The following is a 16,840-nucleotide window of genomic DNA, read 5'->3' as shown; positions in this document are numbered from 1 at the left end:
CTACCTCTCGATAATGTCGAACGACAGCTCTTGGAATCGCGTTCCGCCGAGCGTGTTGTACCAGCGGAGCGGGGCAGAGCGGTCACCGACGTAGAACTGCCTGACGGACATTGCGTCTTCCATTGCGTCGAAGTACCGCACCCAGACGTACTCTGGGTTGAACGCCCTTAGGATTCGACCAACCGCAGCGTGGTCTGGGTTGCGCCATGCGAGTCCAATCTTCCGTTTCTGCGTGATGCGCTGCTTGTACATCGTCGCCCCGGCGTCTATCGTTCGCCCGGCGTCCGTGCCGCTCACGTCGTTCAGTCCCCAAGAGAACTTGTACGGGTCCGGGTGAATCTCGACGAGGTGACCGGAATCCGTACCTACCGCAAGAACAGCCGACATTCCGGCCACCTCCTAGCTAGTCGAACTCAATCTCGACGCCGCGCCTGCGCAGGCTGTCCCTTCCACGGGCAGTCGCCCTCGCAAGCTCCTCGCCATCGACGCGGAGAACGAGCGTCTCCGAGCCTCCTGCCTCGTTTGAGCCGCCGCCCATCGACACGGACAGCATTCCGCGCTCGACGGCCTCGGCTATTGCCCTCACGGCCGCATCATCGACCGTGACTGGGCCTCCTGCGTGCGAGGTCGTGACGTTGGTGTCGAGGGCAAACGAGCGACGCGCTATGGCCGTTCGCGCCGCAGCGTACGTGCTGCCTATCGCAGATGACACCGTGTCAGCCATGCGCGAGCCGTCGAACGTTGACGCGAACCCGTTTCCGAGCGAGGAGCCGAGGCGCTTGCCAGCCGCCTCCATGTTTCCAACGGAGTCGATTGCCGCGTCAGCGATTCCAGCGGCCTTCTTCGACACGAAGGACTTGGTGTCATCGATGCCGATGCCGTATCCCTGACCGAACCAGCGTCCAGAGCGCTTCATCACTCGAGACGGTGACGCAGACTCCTGCGCAGAGTTGACTGCGCTGATTGCCGCCATGGCCGTGTTCCAAGCGCTCCTGTAGACGTAGCTCCACGTCGAGCTTATTCCGTCTCCGTAGCCATGGCCGAAGTTCTGTCCGGCGCGGTATGCGCTTGGAGAGCCGATTCCGTCCTTCGCGCCGTTTGCGACGCTCTTTCCGGCCCTGCTTGCGGCATCCTTCTTCGACGAGACGCCGCTGACGAACGAGTCGCCAAGGTTCTTCCCTGCGTTCCTTGCACCATTGGTCCCGGTGCTGCTCGAAAGCGATGACGTCGCCGCGCTTCTCACCTTGTCAGCGGCGCTCTTTGCGCTGCTGCTCGTTGACGAAACGCCACTGACGAACGACTTTCCGAGCTTGCTACCAGCGCTCTTTGCGCTTGACGTGCTCTTCGAGAAGGCAGTAGCAACGTCAGACGAGACCGATTGAGCGGCCTTGACGGCAGATTGCTTGCCGCTGGTCACTCCGCTCGCAAGCGAGTCGGAAAGCTTCTTGCCAGAGGACTTCGCCTTGCTCTTTGCAGAGTCGCTGGACGCGCCGTCTGCGGCGGCTGACGCAACGTCGGAGCCGCTCTTCTTGGCCGACGCCTTGCTGCCGCTCACGCCCTTTGCAACGCTGTCTCCAACGCCCTTGCCAGCGGACTTTGCTTTGGACTTCGAGCCTTCCGACGATGCGCCCTTTGCAGCAGCGTCAGCGAGTCCGGAGCCAGCGCTAGTTACCGTAGCCTTGCCGCCAGAGAGCGCCTGACCCATGGACGCGCAGAGGACGTCTCCGCCCTGCTTTCCGAGGTCGGCGAACTCCTGCTCCTTGGCGCTTCCGGACGTGACAAGCTCGTGGAGCGCAGCGGAGAACTTTGCCGGGCCTCCCTCCTCGAGGGCCTGAATGAGCGCGTCGTTGGAGCTGAGGCCGGTGTCATGCATGAGCTGCTGCATGTCCTGAGACCACTGCTTCTGCGTCTCGATGTTCGAGCGCAGGTTGTTCTCCATGTCGCTCAGCGACATTTGCGTGCTGGTGTCAATCTTGTCGAACGAGTTGATAGTCTTGTTGGTGAAGTCATCCTGCTTGCTCTTGAGGTCATCGAACGTTGTGCCGATGTTCTCGAGGTGCTTCGCCCAGTCCTTCACGCTGTAGCCGGAGAGCTTTATGGCGTCCCGGAGGTTGTCGTGAGACTTGTCGTACTCGTTGATGGAATCGACGTTGTTCTTGATGCGCTGCTGCTCTTCGGAGAGGACCTTGTTGGCTTCCTTCGTGGTGTCAGTGACCTTGCCGGTAGCGTCTGCGGTACCGGTGAGCTTTCCCCACATGTCGCCGAGCCACCCGACAACGTTTCCTATCGCTCCGACGAGCTTGCCAAGCCAGCTGAGGACGGGGACGTCCTTGACGAGGTGCTGGAAACCGTTCGCGACGCTGCGAATCCAGTTCGTCAGGTCGGTGAAGTGGGCAACGAGTTCTCCGAGCACAGTGACGAGAATCATGCCCGGAATTGCTTCCATCGCTGCGGAGAGCATCGTCGTTGCCGCTGCCGCGGCCTTCTCGCCTACCGACAGCGCGACGGACGCGGCGCTTGCGGCTCCCTTCGCCGCCGTTCCCGCTGCAATCTTCGCCGCAGCACCAGCGGCGCTCGTCCCGAGGCCCTGCGTCGCTATCGCCGATGCGTCCTCCTGAGTGGCGAACGCCGAGGACGAGAGCTTGGCAGCATCCATCTCAGTCTTGCCGCGCTGTATCTTCTCGTTTGCTGCGGCAATCTTAACGGCGAGCTTCGCGTGGGCCGTCTCGAGAAGACCGGCCTTGTCTCCAAAGTTCTTGTATTCAGACGTCGCGTTGCGCGTCGCGACCCTCGCGTCAGCGAGCTTCTTGACGTTGCTGTCCAGAGACGAGCGCAGCTTGTCGTGGTAGTTCCTAGCCCTATCGACAACGCTGTTCGACTCGGAGAGTCCGCTCCTGAACCCGTCTACGCCCTGCTTCGTGTAGACGAACTTGACTGCCATGTCGGACAGCTTGTTGTTGACCTTCTCGGAGAAGTCACGGACCTTCTGCATGGAAGGTGCAAGGGCCGTCCCAAGCTCCTGCGAGAGGAGCCACGCGCTGTCGTGGAGGTTCGTGAACGCGCCGCGGAGTCCGTCGTACACTCCCCTCGTCTGGCCTGCCTGAGCGTTGTGGAGTGCGAGCCTGTTCGCGAGGTTCGACAGCGCCGTCGATATGCCGTTGAGTCCGGACGATATCGCACCGCCGAGCGCCCATGCAGCAAGAGCGGCTCCCAGTCCGTGAGCTGCGATTATCGCGCCATCGGAGTTCAGGAGCACCGTAAGAATGTTCTGGATACCGGTGTTGAGGCCCTTGAACGTCGCCGATGCCGCATCAAAGAGCGGGTCAGCCACGGCCCTTGCAAGCGAGAGAACGAGGTTGGCACCATCGCCAGCGGCCTTGCCGAGGTTCGCGAGCGCCTGCGTGTTGTTGATGAACCACGTCTGCCAGCTCGACAGAACGTCGATGCACACCTTGATTGCACCGCGCAGCTTGTCGCCAATCCATGCGACGAGCGGCAGTATTGCCTCTCGCGAGAAGTTCCCGACGAGAGTGCCGACACCGTTGAGCGCAGCAGAGAACGTGTTCATCATCTGGGCGGCGAGGTCGAATGCGTACGCTGCCGTCTCCGGGAAGTTGAACGCGACTGCTATCGGGCCGAGAATCTCGACAACGTTACGCGCGAAGTTCGAGAACAGGTTAACGGCAGCGACAAGCTCGTTCGCCATCGCTCCCGCAATGTCGAGTCCCTTGAACTGGTTGCCTATCGCCTCGACTGTCTGCTTTACCGCCTCATAGAGTGGGTCGAGCGCCATTGCGGCACGCTTCGCGACGTCCATGAGGGCGTTGAATATGTCATCGCCTATGCCCTTGGCGTTGCCGAGGAAGTCGTAGGTCTGGATTGGCATGGCTCCGCCGCCGCCAGCACCGCTTCCTCCGCCAGCACCGCCACCGGAGCCTCCGCTTCCGCTTCCTCCACCGGAGCCACCGGAGCCTGAGCCTCCGTTTCCTCCGAGTGCCTTTGACGTGTTGTCGCTGAGCTTGTTAATCTCGTCGAAGGAGAGGACCTGACGCTTGAGTTCCTTGACCTCCTTTGCGGCCTGCTTCGCGGCGTCGCCTATTCCCTTGTACTTCTTGGCAGTCGGGTTCTTGCTGCCGCTGCCGCCGCCGCTGCCTCCGGTGTCGCCGCCACCAGACGGGAGCGATACGCCATCGTCTCCGCCGCCGCCTCCACCGACGCTCGTCCCGCCTCCGTAGTTTACGGCGGATATCTGTGCGCCTCCGGTGAGGTTCGCAATCATGTTCGCCAGCGTCGCAACAACCTTCGCTGCTGCGATTGCGGCGGGCATGATTGCCTTAATCATCGGGAGGAATATCGAGCCGATGGAGCGGGCGGCGTTCCTGACGTTGCTCTGGAACACGCGGAGCGCGTTGGCCGGAGAGTCGAGCGTGCGGGCCATGTCTCCCTGCGCCCACGACACCTGCGAGAGCATGGCCTTGTAACGCAGCATTGCCTTCTCGGCCTGCGTCATGGACTCGACGTTCTCGTCGATGCCCATAGCCATGGCCTCTTCCTTGAGCTTCGCCTCTGAGAGGTCGAAGCCAAGCTCTCGCAGCGGCCTAATCTGGCCAGCGAGTCCGGCCTGAACCTTCTCCATGGCGTCGCTCTCGGAGATGTTGTAGAACGACGCGAGGTCGTAGGAGAGCTGGGTGAGCTGCTGGCCCATGGTTGCCGCCCTGTCGGTGGCGATTCCCATGCCTCGAGCCATGGTCGTGAACGTGCCCTCAGAGCGGAGGAAGTCCTGCGGGGCGATTCCGAGCGCCTGATAGACCTGATTCGCGTACTCCTTGGCCTGCCCGGCGTAGTCGCCCATGGCGACGTTGACGAGGTTCATGTCCTCGATGTACTTGTTCGCCTCGTTGATGAGCGAGCCTATCGAACCGGCAATGGCCTTCATGCCGTTGCGGACGATGGAGAACACGGTGATTGTCGATGCGAGGTTAGCGAGCCTCTGGCGGAACGACTCGGTGTGGGATGCGGCCTCGTCCGTTGCCGACGTTATCGTCCTGAGGTTACGGGAGGCCTGAGAGCCGAGTCCGCTGTAGGACGAGCGTATCGCGCTAATCTTCTGCGGCAGTGGACCGAGCGCCGTTGAGAGCTGCCGAGCGTCCTCCGCGACCTGCTTGAAGTCGGTGTTGTGTAACGCCTGTGCCGCCTCGGGGAGACGCCTCAATGCGTTTATGGTCGTGGATATGGAGGAGGACTTGACCTTGGAAAGCTCGTTGAGGACCTCCGCGAGCTGATGAACCTTGGAAGGCTCAATCTTCGCCTCGTTGAGCGCGCTCGCGCCCTCCGCGACGCGCTTGAGCCTAGAGCCAAGAGTTGAATCTACGTTCTTTCCTTGCAGCTCGCCGACACCATTCGCGAGCGCGTTGAGTGCGCTCACGTTCGACAGGCCGCTTATGCTGCTGGAAATCCTGTTAATCTGGTTCGCGAGGCTCGAAGACACCTTCACGCCGTCGAGCCTCTTCACGGCGTTCGCCACGCCGCTGAGAGTGTTGGCTGCGGACCTCTTCGAGCCTACCGAGCCAAGGGCAGCGGACAGCTTCTCCAACGAATCCGCAGCCGGACCCACCTTGCTCTTGATGGAGCCAACGTCATTAGAAAGGCCGCGCAGCTCGCTCTTGGCGCTCGCGGCCTTTGCCTCTATGCTGATTCTGAGCTGGTCAATGCTTGCGTCGGCCATGTTGTCCCCGTTTCCGGGGGTGCAGCCACCATCGCCGAAACTGTCCTCCTACTGAGGTCCGTGTGCGAGAATCCACTCGGCGAACCTCTGGTGGTCTGCCTGCTCGTTGATTGCCCTCGTGGCCGCGTCAACAGGCTCTTCCTCGCCCTCGTGGCCGTATGGGCGCTCCATCCAGTCATCGGCCCTGTCCTTGCCCGAGAACGGGTTGAGCACTGCCGACGCGCGGAGCAAGGCGTCGTAAACGTACGCGCCAGACTGCCACCTCTCCCAGTCTCGGCGCTCTGCCCCGAGCCTCTCGGCCTCCCTGCGCGCAGCGAAGAGCCAAGGGTCCCCGTACCAGAACTCGTCCGCAGTCATGCCCATCGAGAGCGCCACCGGGAGAGCCTCTGAGAACAGGTGGTGTATGGGCTTGGGGCCGTCGTACCCTTCGCCCGGAGTCGTGTCCGCTACACCAGACGGAACTTCATACGGCTCTCGGTGATAGGGTTTCCGGTGATTGCACGGACGCCCTGAGTGAACAGCACGCTCATGTAGGAGATGAGCGTCTCCTTGTCGCCGATGGCCTCCCACAGCTCGAGGGCCTCGTCGAAGGTCATCTTCGGCTGGTCGCTCTTGAGTCCGGGGAGAACGAAGTCCTTCACGAACTGCTCAGCTCCGTGAAGCGTGCCCTCGGCAAGCTCCTCCTGAACGCTATCGATAGTGGTCCCGTTGGACTCCATCTTGCGAACGACTGCTCGAGGGTAGCGGATGGTGTACTCGTTGCCGTCACCATCGTCGATGACGATGTGGTCGTGAGTGCCGACCTCCTCGACGAGCTTGTCAAAGTCCGACTTCTCATTGCGTGCCATCTGTTCGTTCCTTTCCGTTGGGGTGCAGTCCTATCGCTTCTCGCGTTTTGCTTACGCGCCAGCAGGCTCGACGGTCACGGGCTTGGTGCCTGCGGAGATGTAGGTCTTCATCTCGCGGGCCTTGTTGGTCGCGCCGCTGGTGAGGTAGGTGGTCGAGCCGCCCTTCCACACGAAGATGCCGTCGTGGCCGTCAGGCGTGGTGCCGTCTGCCGCAGCGCCGAGGTAGAGCGCCCACCACTCGTCATTGCCCTTCTTGTCGATTTCCTTCATGGCGTCGTACACGTCCTTGATGTAGTTCGCGGTGAACTCGAACGAGTCGAGCTTCTGGACGCCGTTGACCGTAGTCTGCGTATCTTCGGAGAGCGTGGTGGTCTCGATGGTGTCAGGCTTGCCACCCATGTCCGGGTAGTCCTTGATATCCATGGCCTTCTTGAACTTGGAGAGGTCGGAGCTGGTCGGTACGGGGCCGGTGATGGAACCCTCGAGGTGCATGAGGTAGGTGTGGATTGTGCTGGTTGGGGTCTTGCTTGCGGTGAGTGCCATGTTGGACTCCCTTTCTACCAATTGGCTGTCGTGCCCGAGGCGTCAACCGATGCCCGCCACGTGGCCGTCAGCCTTCTTACTGACGTGTCGGCGTTCGGGACCTCAGATAGGTTCGAACGCCTGAATCCGAGCCTGTAGAACGCCTCGTCCGCTACCGAAATGATGGCCTTGGCCTCCTGCACGCTCGTGCCCGAGTAGGCCTCTGCGACCACCTTCGTCCTCGTCCAGACCTCCGAGCCGGAACTGTCATCTGTCCCGGGGGTGGGAGACGGGAACGAGTAGCTGAGGTACAGGGCAGGAAGCTTCCTGTCCTTTGAGTTGACGAGAGCCGTGGTGACGAAGCAGCTTGGGAACTTGGCCCTTACCTGCTCCCTCACGTACGACGTGTACTTTGCCGAGAAGTCGTTCATTTCCTTGCTCCCATGACGTAGGAGAGCATCACGGAAGCGGCCTCGTCGCGGATGGCCTCTGCGCCTGCGGCCATGAATCCCTTGCCGCTCTGGCCGTGGGTGAGGTGGAACTCGCCGTTCTTCGGGTACACCCAGCCCTCCTCGCCCTTACCGGAGGCGTTGGCCTCGTAGCCTGCTCCGGACATTGCCTTGGCGTCGAACTGGTCTCCGGAAGGCGTCCCGATGCCGGTGCCGAACTCGACGAACGCAGCATACGGAGCGCTCGCAACGACGTCGTATCCAGACTCCGTGCGCTCCGTGTGTATCGACGCAGCCAGCCCCCGGTGTCAGTGGGGCAAGCCGCCTTGGCAACGTTCATCGCCTCGGTGGCGAGAGCGAGAGAACCGCGCTCTGCTCCTGATTCGATTCCGTCTCCGAGCGCGTTGAGCGCGTTCTCGAGAGCCTCGAGCGAGTCGAGCGACAGCTCCGCAGAAAGCTCCATCAGCGCACCTCCCCACGCTTGAGGGCGACAGAGAAGAACCCTATCGACTGCGACACCGCCCTCACGTCATATGCGTCGGTCATGACAGGCTGTCCGTCATCCGCCGTCTGAGGCTCTGAGAGCGCCCACATGACGTCTCCCTCGGATATCCCAAGCTCGTTGTCTCCGATGACAACGGAGAGGTCGTAGTCTATTGACTCGCCGAACGGGGATGCCGTCGCGTCTCCTGACGGCGCCGAGACGTTCGCCCTGAGATGGACCGGAGTTGACCACTTGGATACGTACTCGGCTGTCCCTACGCCGTCATCGTCAACAAGCTCGACAAGCTCAGGCTTCGAGAGCCACAGGTCCCTCTTGTTGCGCTCCGCCATGCGCATCATAGAGGCCTCCCCTTCGGGACCACTCGACGCGCGAGCGACGGAGATATACCGTCTGACGCGAACCTGCGCGTGACACCGTTCTCCGAGTTCTGCAACTCGCCCTCTGTTCCGCGACGGTTAATCATGTCTGCCGCGAACTCGCATTGCAGGGTGTCGTAGCGCGTCTCCCAAGCCTCCGATGACGGGTCCTTCGCGAACGGGTTCCTCATCGCCAGAATCTTGTCCATTGCGACGCGCAGGTAGGAGGAAGCGACCTCGTTGGTGACGTCGCTCCCTCCGCCTGCCAAGGCCTTCGTCAGGTTCAGCTTGTCCGAGTCTGTGAGGGCCATGGTCAGTCCTTAGGCCTGCGTGGTGACGGAGACGATGGGAATGGACTTCGCGTCGAACTTGAGCGACCAGTTGGCCTTGTCGGAGAGCTGCGCGAGGGTGGGCGACGCCGTGTAGCCGGAAGGCTTGGTGTACGAGAACCCGTTCGGGTGGATGGTCTCGCGCTTGCGGGTGACGAGCGTGTTCATGCCGCCGTTCTTGATTGCCTCGCGGACCACCTCGACGGGCACCTCACACGGGGCGTCTGCGTGACGCAGCGCACCGACGCCAAGGAGGTAGGTCGTGTAGGTCGCGGGCTTTGCGCCGGAGCCGCTGGTCGCGGCGGTCATGGGCACGGAGTCATCGACAACGACGGCCATGCCGTTGGCGTACGCGAGGTTGCGCACCTGACGCTGAATGCCGTTCGCGTCGGTGTACTTGGCGAACTCGAGAAGGTCCTTCTTCGCGAGGGAGTTCGCAATCTTGGAGTGCATGAACGCGAGGGAGATGGTGTCGGACTGGTCGCCGATGGCATCGACGGCAGCGTCGCCGAGGGTGGTGGCATCGATTGCCGCGTCGGAGGAGATGACATGGGACTTCATGTCGGCGACACCGCAGACGGCACCGAGGATGCCGAGCATGTACTTCTGGCGGAGCTTCTGGTAGAACTTCGCGACGCCCGGGATTACCTGAGCGCCCATGGGGTCTGCGCCGGAGTTGTAGTCGCGGACGAACTGGGACTCGGACCAGCCCTGAGTCACGCCGAACACGATGCCGGACGCGGAGTCGCCGGTAGCCGCCTCGACGGGGACGTCGGTCTTGCCGTCGTAGTTGGCGGGAGTGCCGCCGAGGGGCTTGTAAAACGGCACGGTGTAGAGGTCGCCGCCGTCTGCCACTGCGCGTGCGATGGATGCGTCCTCGACCATGGCGCCGGAGTCAACGAGCGCGGTCTTCGTCGGGTCGGGCTGGTTGTACCAGTTTGCGATGAAGAGTTCGGCATCGAATGGGTAACCGAGATAAGTTGCCATTTGTTCCTTCTTCCTTCCGTCTTGTTACTAGGAGAGCTGGCTGAGGATTTCCGGGTTCTGCGCGCGAAGCTCGACCTGCTTCGCGTATGGAAGGGACATGAACTCCTTCTTGGTGGAGACCGTGCCGTTGCTGGCGTCACCGCCCGCAGGTGGCTTCATGCCACCGAGGCTCTTCTTCTCCGCGGCCTCGCTCGCAGCGGCGACCTTGGCCGACACCATGTCGGAGATTGCCTTCGCAGCTGCGACCGTCGCCTTGCGGTCGTTGGAGACGATTGACGGCATGAACGCCTTGTAATCGTCCTCGCTGATTCCGGCTGCGGCGAACACCGCGACGGCGCTCTGCTCGCTGAGGTCGTGGAGGGCCTTGTCGGCTCGCTTGTTGGCATCGTCGATGGCCTTCTGCCACTTCTCGGCGTCGCTGAGGTTCGCCTCGCTCGCCTTCGTGAGTTCGTCCACCTTCGACTGAGCCTCCGCGAGCTGCGCCTTGAGGTCATCCTTGCCGGACTTCGCGGCGTTGATATCCTTGCCGTTCGCGTCCATGATGGCGTTCACCACCTCGTCGGTAGCGGCCTCTCCGAGCAGTTCCCTGAGCTTGTCCCTGTGCATTACTCGTCCTCCTCTTGGCTATGCTTTGGTTCCGGGGGTCGCTTCCCCTGTCCTGCGACGGTTACGCCGTCGCCCGCGTTATCGCCTCCGCCGTCATCGGCGGTGTTGGCCTCTTCGTCCCCGTCCTTCTCCCCTGCCGAGAACGTCTCGAGCGCCTTCTGCGCCTGCTCCTCCACGTAGCACATGGACTGGTCGTATGCGTCCTCCGGGTCCGTGAACATCCCGCAGTATTGGAACGCGAGCCTCGGCGCGACCTTCCCGCAGCCGAGGAGCGTCGTGAGGACCTGCGTCTTGCTCTGGATTGCCTCGTAGTTGCGTCGCGTGAACTTGATTTCTACGGACGCCGGGTCGAGTCCGAGGCCCTCGCTCACATCCATGATTGAGAGCGCGAGCCTGAGGAACCTGCGCTCAGCCCTCTTGAACATGGTCTCGGTCTCCTTGCAGCGGTTCTCGCTGTTCGACCATCCGTCGCGCATCGTCACGGCAGCGCCGGTGTCGCTCGTGGACGCCGACCCGCCGACGTTGAACGGCATTCCGCATATGGAGAGCGCGGTCTTATAGAGCGAGTCAACGAGCGTCTGCGTCTGCGACTGATTGAGTTCGCTGTTGAGCGTGTACACCTTCGCAGGAAGCTCGCTGCTCGACGTAATCTGCAACGCTCCGAGGTCCATAAGCTCCGAGAACGTCTTGCGGCGCTCCTCGTCATCGGTGCCTAGGTCAACGTTCTCGAGAACCATGAGCGCCTGAACGAACTGCGCGATTCCGTCAACTCGGTTCGACTCAATCTCGTTTATCGCGTCGAAGATGGAGAGGACGGCCTCGAACACGCCCATGCGCTCCGGGTTCGCGTCGTACTCGATGATTGGTACCGCGCCGAGCGGGTTGGAGTCGGCCTCGATGACGCGACCGGAGCGAACGACGAATCGCGAGTCGTTGGTGTACACCGTGTGCGTCGCCTCGCCAGACTCCGGGTCACGCACAGTCGTGACGGCGTACATAGGCTCGTGGAACACGCTGTTGTCGTACACGACGAACGTAGAGCGCGGGTCGAGCGTCGCAATCACGAACGGCCTGTCGGTCTTCCCGTCTGCAATCTCGCTCGACGGGAGCACGAGCCGGTAACCGACGCCGACCTCGCACATCCACTGCACAAGCTCAAGGTCGCAGGCGTGCTTGTCTGCCGCGACGCAGGCGTCGTTGAGGCGCTGTACGCGGTCGGACACGTCATCGCCGACCGTATCTCCGTCTGTCCCGTGGGCCGAGTACGTGATAGGCTCGCCCGCGAGCGAGTCCGTACGGTCCTTGCACAGCTGGTACGCCCTGTTCTCGACGAGGGCGTTGTTGATTTCAGGGCGAACGGCCTTCTTGCGGCGGAGCACCGGCTGGTCGCCGAGGAAGTACCCGTGAAGGTAGGCCTCATCAGCGGCGTTCGCTCCGTGAACGACGAGCGCCTTCTCGATTACATTCGCGACGTTTGTAGCGTCTATCGAAACCGGAGATGAGAGGATGCGCCTGCGTCCCCTGTAAACCTTCCGCAAGAGGTTGTTCTCGGTCTGGTCTGCCACTAGGCTCCCCCACTCGTGTCTCGCGCTTGGGAGGGCGGAGTTGGAGGTACTCCGCCCTCTCCTGCGATGGGGCTGCACCCCTACTGCGGAGTTTGGTTCCGGGCACCAGCCACGTCGTGCGGAGTGCCTAGAACGGCCTCTTAACGGGGACCGCCTTCGCCTTGACGCTCTTCGAGAGCATGTCGGCGAGCATCGAGAGCGCGTCCGGGGCATCGTCATGGGCGTTCTTGGAGTCGAGTGAGAAGCCGGTCACCTGAGACATGAACCGACCGTAGTCGCTGTTCGTCTCGTAGAGCGACGGGTCGCGGAACACGCAGTTGTTGATTATCCAAGGCGACGCCGCGAGGATTCTGGTCTCCTTGTTCGACATGGTGTACTTCTTCTGGACCGAGCAGAGTGCTCCCATGTCCGTGAGCGCCTTCTGTATCGAGTCGGCCACGGTCCCGCCCGCGCTGTTGGACTCGAACCTCGCGACCTGAACCCCGTCAGAGGCAATCATCGACGCGACGCGCCTGTTAACGACCTTGGGGACAGAGTTGTCGCAGAGCGCGTCCGCTATGAACCACTTTCCCGGCACTGATGCGAACTGCATCGCGACGGGCATGGCGCAGTAGTCGGTGCCGACACCCTTCGTGTCAACGACTGCGACGGTGCGCGTCGGTGCCTCGTCGGGAAGGGACAGGTAGCGCTCGAGCGAGTCTGGCGGGAACAGCTGGCCCTCGCGCACTATCGGGTCGCCGTCGTACTTAGCCGCGTAGGTCGCGGAGTCCGTGGTGCGCTTCATGTCGATGTAGTATTCGGTCGAGAAGCCGACACCGTACTCGTACTCGAAGTTGCTCTCGCCGGTGTCCGGGTCCAGCGCCGGTATCACCAGCGTGTGGAACCCTTCCTCGCCCTCGTGGAGCCTGCTCATGCGACCGATTGGGTCGTTGACGTCCCATCTTGTTCCGACCATGAGCTGCTTAGCGCCGGTCTTGCGGCGGTCGTAGCACTGGTTGACGTAGTTCGCCCACTTCTTCTCGAGGCGGACGGGGCTTCTTGCCTCCTCAATGTCCTTCACGAGGTCATCGGCGTAGAGCCATCCGCCCTCGCCGACCTCTACGGCGCCGGTGAGCGTTCCGGAGATGGAGCGGCAGGTTATGGACGGGTACGAGCGCCTCTCGCCGAGCGTGAGGGACTCGTACTCGGCTGACTTCTCGACGAGCTTCGCCTCGGGGAATATCTCGGAGAAGCGGTAGCGCGGGTCCGTGATGAACTCGAGCACCTGATTGTAGAAGTGGTCCGTGAGGGCGTCGGAGTGGGCAACGACGAGGTTCGAGTGCAGCGGGTCCCTCCCGGAGTGCCATGCCATAGCCATGCAGCACGTCGAAGATTTCGCAGTTCTGGGAGGCATAGAGACGGACAGGAACTCAGCCTTCGGGTTCGTCTCGAACCACTGCAACTCCTTGTAGAGGCGCCAAAGCTTGCTCCTGCGCGGGAGCCAGAGCCTCGACTTCGGGTCGCGGTCAAGCTCCATGGCCTGAGCGAACGAGTCGAAGTCAACCCTAGCGTCAACGGTGATTACCGTCCTGTAGCAGTCGCCGAGAGACTCGAGCTGTTGGAGCGACGCCCAGCCGCAGCGAATCGCGTCCTGCAACCGGGAGAGGACCATCTGGTTATCCGAGTGGTCTATCGCGCCGTCCTCGCGAGACTGAGCTATCGCGGAAGCGGCGTCTACGTACGCGCCGACGTCCCTAGGGTTCGCGTCGATGTAGGCGCAGATGGACTCGACGAGCTTGGGCATGAAGAGAGGCCACCTCCAATGGCAACGTTCCTACGCCATGGATGGTGGCCCCGAGTCGGACGTAAAGCGTGCGGGCCTACGCCACGAGCCTCCCGTCCTTCACCATGTTCGCGACGGTGTTCGGGTGGACTCCGAGGTAGGACGCCACAGAGCGCCTAGAGGCACCGTCGGAGAGCATCCTCTGCGCCTCGTCCATGCGCTCTGCCGGTATGCGCTTCTTGACGCCTCCGCGCATCCTCCCTGCGGCCCTGGCTATCGCCACGCCCTCCCTAGTGCGTCGTATCAGCTCCTTGCGCTCGCTCTGCGCCACGTACGCGAGCGTCGAGAGAACGACCGACTCCATCGCCTCGCCAATGTCGCCCATCTCGCGGAACTTGCGCGAGTCCATGAAATCGAGGTCGAGTATGCGGATATCTACGCCACGGTGGTGGGCAAGCTCGCGCCACTGCTCCGTAACCTCGCCGAAGTTCCTCCCGAGCCGGTCGAGAGAGTCAATGACGATGAGGTCGCCGTCGGAGACGGTATCCATGAGGGCCTTCCACCCGGGCCTGTCGAGAGACTTGCCGGATGCCTTGTCGCGGAACAGGAAGTCTCCGCCGATTCCGAGCGATGCCATGGTCGCGAGCTGGCGGTCGAGGTTCTGGCGCTCCGTCGAGACGCGGACGTAGCCGTAGGTTGCCATGTCTAGCGCTCCTTCTTGTTCGCCGGGGCCGGGCCGACCGTCATGCTGTCGGTTACCTCTATCGAGCCGGACGGGAGCTTGGACGTGATTGGGACGGCCACGAGCCTGTAGCCAAGCACGTCGAGGCAGGCGACGAGGAAGCCGACGCCCACGGTCTTGGCGTTGAGGCGGGTGTTCATCGTCTGCGGCATCATGCCGAGCCTCTGCGCGAGCGCCCTCATGCTCCACGTACCGGAAGCCTTCACCCTGTCCCTGATTACGTCCGTTGACCTCATCGCGGCACCTCCATTGCCTCGTAGCTGCGTTCATACGTAGTGTGGGGCTAAGCGGTTCCGCTGTCAAGGCCTTTTTGTTTTCGCGGGCGGAGAGGAGGCTTAGTAGAGCACATAACTACCTTAACAATCCCTCCCCAGTAGGTCGATGTGGCCCGGGCCGATAGCCTCCAACTGCACAAACGCACGCCCTATATATGCGACAAACAGACGAACGTGTGAATGTGGAGAATCTATGTAAGCGTATCGACTTGCATGCGTGTACTAGTCGTAAGTGGATACGCTTGCAATGTGTCAAGTAAGGCAAACGGCTTACGGAGGTAAAGCAATGAAAGAAACAAAGACTCAAGTAATCGCCTACACGGACCCGAACGGCAAGGAGTACACGGCTGAGGCCCTTGCAGCACTCACACGCGACGAAAGACAGGCCCTTGCAGAGATTGTAGTAACGGACGCGATAAGTGAGCTAGATGATTCTGAATTGGTCTGGTTCATTGCTAGCTATGAGAAAGAGAACTACAGCGAGTTCGGCAACGGTTTCGACGTTTTCGATACTGAAGAGTTTTTCGACTGTATGACCGGCTCGAAAGCGGATAAGTGGTGCAGCCTTATCGACGACATAGTTGCAGCCGCTGTAAACGGGCGTGTCACCGGCTCGGACTACATTCATTACGACTCTTGCGGCAACCTGTACATAGAAGACTTGGACGACGTAACAGCACGCGCATGTGCTTCAAGGGACGACTTTGCAGAAGAGGTGTGTGGGTCAATCGACCCGGATGATTTAACCCTTGACCTCCGCTATGTAGACGTGCCCGACGACGTGAACGCTGCACTTGAAGAGCTTGCTACGGCCTACAGTTACGCCACCGACACCGATTAGGATGAGTAACCATGTACGCAACCACTTACAAGAACGGCAACGCGCTTATTCACCCGGATGGCAACTATTGCGGTTTGTGGCGCGAATTCGTCGCGGACCTTGCTTACATAGATGATTTAAACGTTGTCGACATACTGGGCCCGTGCGTTTATGGAAACGACTACGCCACAATCCCGCTTTTAGTGTCGGGTCCGCGCGGTATCTGCGTGTATGAGGTCTCACCCGGCGACTATGAGACGGCAAAGCGTGGCAATTGCTTTAGGCTTTATGCGGATTACGACTATGAGATTTTCGACGTCCCGCGCTACTACGATTTTTACAGCGCGACTATCGACGGCACACGCGGCACTATCTACAAGCTTTGCGCAAAGCGTTGGGACGATGTGAGTACGGACATAGACCGGGCGGAAACGTGCGGATGCATCCGCCTAGGCACGCGAGCGGAGTACGCGCCGGAAATGCGCGGCATAGCGCTTTTCGTGCCCAATGGCGTTGCACATGGGTTTGAGTAGGTGCAGACGCATACCAGACGGCCACGGACAAGGAAGAATACTAACCATGAAGACAATCACGAAGACTGTTTACACCTACGAAGAACTCACACCGGAAGCCAAGGCGCGCGCGCTTGAAGAGTATGCCGCTTCACAAAGTGGCGCGGAAGCTGGCTATGAATCACTCGTATATGACGTCAACGACACCGTTTCTGCTTTTGAGGATGCAACCGGCATAGATATCAGAATCGGCGGAGGCGTCTATTCGACCACCTACAAGGCCGATTTTACCGATGATGCATGTTACGGCTATGATTTTCCGGACTTCTCACGCGATTCTGTTTGGTGTGATATCGATATCGCAAGCGCTTGGATAAACGACGACGAATTTATAGACTTGCGGAAAGAGTTTGTGCATTGTGCATACATGCGCGATAGATTCAGCGGTGAATCAGACACGTTTTTTAGCATGTACACCGACGCCGACGCATCTACTTACGAAGCCTCTGCCTACCTTGGACTATCCGGGCAAGCTAACGAAAGGGCGGCGCATTACCGCGACAAGATGGAGAAAATGCTTTCTGGCGCGGCGTCGCGCGTGTGTAACGCGGTAGACGGACTCATTGAGATGTGTTGGGAAGACGCGACTAGCGAAGACCGATTTGTAGAAGAATGCAACATCTACGAAGCATATTTTGAAGAGAACGGCCACGTATATAACGGCATTTGGTAGGTGCAGCGAATGAAACACGACTACGGAACTCTAATCATACTTTTGGCTGTCTTGCTTTTGCCGGTATGGCTACCGCTCTTGATACTTTTTTGGCTTTGCAACAA

The 16,840-nt window shown here is 60.9% G+C and carries 18 protein-coding genes; 3 read left to right on the top strand and 15 right to left on the bottom strand.

Annotated features, from left to right (window positions below):
• The 15 genes from BLT96_RS03450 to BLT96_RS10555 form a co-directional block, all read right to left on the bottom strand.
• The gene (locus tag BLT96_RS03450) at positions 1–387 is read right to left on the bottom strand and encodes a hypothetical protein (protein WP_197674383.1); all 387 of its coding nucleotides are present in this window, start codon (positions 385–387) and stop codon (positions 1–3) included.
• A 16-nt stretch (positions 388–403) separates the two neighbouring features.
• Positions 404–5,725, bottom strand: coding sequence for a hypothetical protein (locus BLT96_RS03445; RefSeq protein ID WP_090861777.1), 5,322 nt, complete (start codon positions 5,723–5,725; stop codon positions 404–406).
• Between the two features lie 48 nt (positions 5,726–5,773).
• On the bottom strand, positions 5,774–6,088 hold the full coding sequence (locus BLT96_RS03440; RefSeq protein WP_157692144.1) for a hypothetical protein: 315 nt from the start codon (positions 6,086–6,088) through the stop codon (positions 5,774–5,776).
• Positions 6,089–6,171: 83 nt separating this feature from the next.
• Positions 6,172–6,573, bottom strand: coding sequence for a hypothetical protein (locus BLT96_RS03435; protein WP_090861773.1), 402 nt, complete (start codon positions 6,571–6,573; stop codon positions 6,172–6,174).
• A gap of 51 nt (positions 6,574–6,624) precedes the next feature.
• Complete coding sequence (locus BLT96_RS03430; protein ID WP_090861771.1) at positions 6,625–7,116, bottom strand: hypothetical protein; 492 nt, start codon at positions 7,114–7,116, stop codon at positions 6,625–6,627.
• A gap of 14 nt (positions 7,117–7,130) precedes the next feature.
• A complete protein-coding gene (locus tag BLT96_RS03425; protein WP_090861769.1) occupies positions 7,131–7,526 on the bottom strand; it encodes a hypothetical protein in 396 nt (131 codons plus the stop codon).
• Positions 7,523–7,711, bottom strand: coding sequence for a hypothetical protein (locus BLT96_RS03420; protein ID WP_090861767.1), 189 nt, complete (start codon positions 7,709–7,711; stop codon positions 7,523–7,525). The genes BLT96_RS03425 and BLT96_RS03420 overlap by 4 nt, the downstream gene beginning before the upstream one ends.
• A 295-nt stretch (positions 7,712–8,006) precedes the next feature.
• On the bottom strand, positions 8,007–8,387 hold the full coding sequence (locus BLT96_RS03415) for a hypothetical protein (RefSeq protein WP_090861765.1): 381 nt from the start codon (positions 8,385–8,387) through the stop codon (positions 8,007–8,009).
• Positions 8,384–8,716 (bottom strand): hypothetical protein, encoded by a 333-nt coding sequence (locus BLT96_RS03410; protein WP_090861764.1) that lies wholly within the window; start codon positions 8,714–8,716, stop codon positions 8,384–8,386. Before BLT96_RS03410 ends, BLT96_RS03415 begins: the two co-directional genes overlap by 4 nt.
• Before the next feature lie 9 nt (positions 8,717–8,725).
• The gene (locus BLT96_RS03405) at positions 8,726–9,721 is read right to left on the bottom strand and encodes a major capsid protein (protein WP_090861762.1); all 996 of its coding nucleotides are present in this window, start codon (positions 9,719–9,721) and stop codon (positions 8,726–8,728) included.
• 27 nt (positions 9,722–9,748) lie between these two features.
• Positions 9,749–10,327, bottom strand: a complete 579-nt coding sequence (locus BLT96_RS03400) for a phage scaffolding protein (RefSeq protein ID WP_090861760.1) — start codon at positions 10,325–10,327, stop codon at positions 9,749–9,751.
• Positions 10,327–11,892: a phage portal protein gene (locus BLT96_RS03395; RefSeq protein ID WP_157692143.1), complete on the bottom strand. Its 1,566-nt coding sequence runs from the start codon at positions 11,890–11,892 to the stop codon at positions 10,327–10,329. The genes BLT96_RS03400 and BLT96_RS03395 overlap by 1 nt, the downstream gene beginning before the upstream one ends.
• A 127-nt stretch (positions 11,893–12,019) precedes the next feature.
• Positions 12,020–13,675 (bottom strand): phage terminase large subunit, encoded by a 1,656-nt coding sequence (gene terL / locus BLT96_RS03390; protein ID WP_090861756.1) that lies wholly within the window; start codon positions 13,673–13,675, stop codon positions 12,020–12,022.
• 76 nt (positions 13,676–13,751) lie between these two features.
• Positions 13,752–14,357, bottom strand: coding sequence for a recombinase family protein (locus BLT96_RS03385; protein WP_157692142.1), 606 nt, complete (start codon positions 14,355–14,357; stop codon positions 13,752–13,754).
• A gap of 2 nt (positions 14,358–14,359) precedes the next feature.
• Positions 14,360–14,632, bottom strand: a complete 273-nt coding sequence (locus BLT96_RS10555) for a hypothetical protein (protein ID WP_157692141.1) — start codon at positions 14,630–14,632, stop codon at positions 14,360–14,362.
• A 325-nt stretch (positions 14,633–14,957) separates the two neighbouring features.
• Here BLT96_RS10555 and BLT96_RS03380 point away from each other — a divergent pair, with 325 nt between their 5' ends.
• From BLT96_RS03380 to BLT96_RS03370, 3 genes are read left to right on the top strand one after another with little or no spacing between them, the layout of a single operon-like run.
• Positions 14,958–15,512, top strand: a complete 555-nt coding sequence (locus BLT96_RS03380) for a hypothetical protein (RefSeq protein WP_090861752.1) — start codon at positions 14,958–14,960, stop codon at positions 15,510–15,512.
• An 11-nt stretch (positions 15,513–15,523) separates the two neighbouring features.
• On the top strand, positions 15,524–16,024 hold the full coding sequence (locus BLT96_RS03375; protein ID WP_090861750.1) for a hypothetical protein: 501 nt from the start codon (positions 15,524–15,526) through the stop codon (positions 16,022–16,024).
• Positions 16,025–16,070: 46 nt separating this feature from the next.
• Positions 16,071–16,736, top strand: coding sequence for a hypothetical protein (locus tag BLT96_RS03370; RefSeq protein WP_090861748.1), 666 nt, complete (start codon positions 16,071–16,073; stop codon positions 16,734–16,736).
• Positions 16,737–16,840: the final 104 nt, after the last annotated feature.

The sequence above is a fragment of the Parafannyhessea umbonata genome (assembly GCF_900105025.1).
Taxonomy (GTDB): domain Bacteria; phylum Actinomycetota; class Coriobacteriia; order Coriobacteriales; family Atopobiaceae; genus Parafannyhessea; species Parafannyhessea umbonata.
Note: the sequence above shows the minus strand (reverse complement) of the source record. Positions and strands in the feature narration are given on the sequence as shown.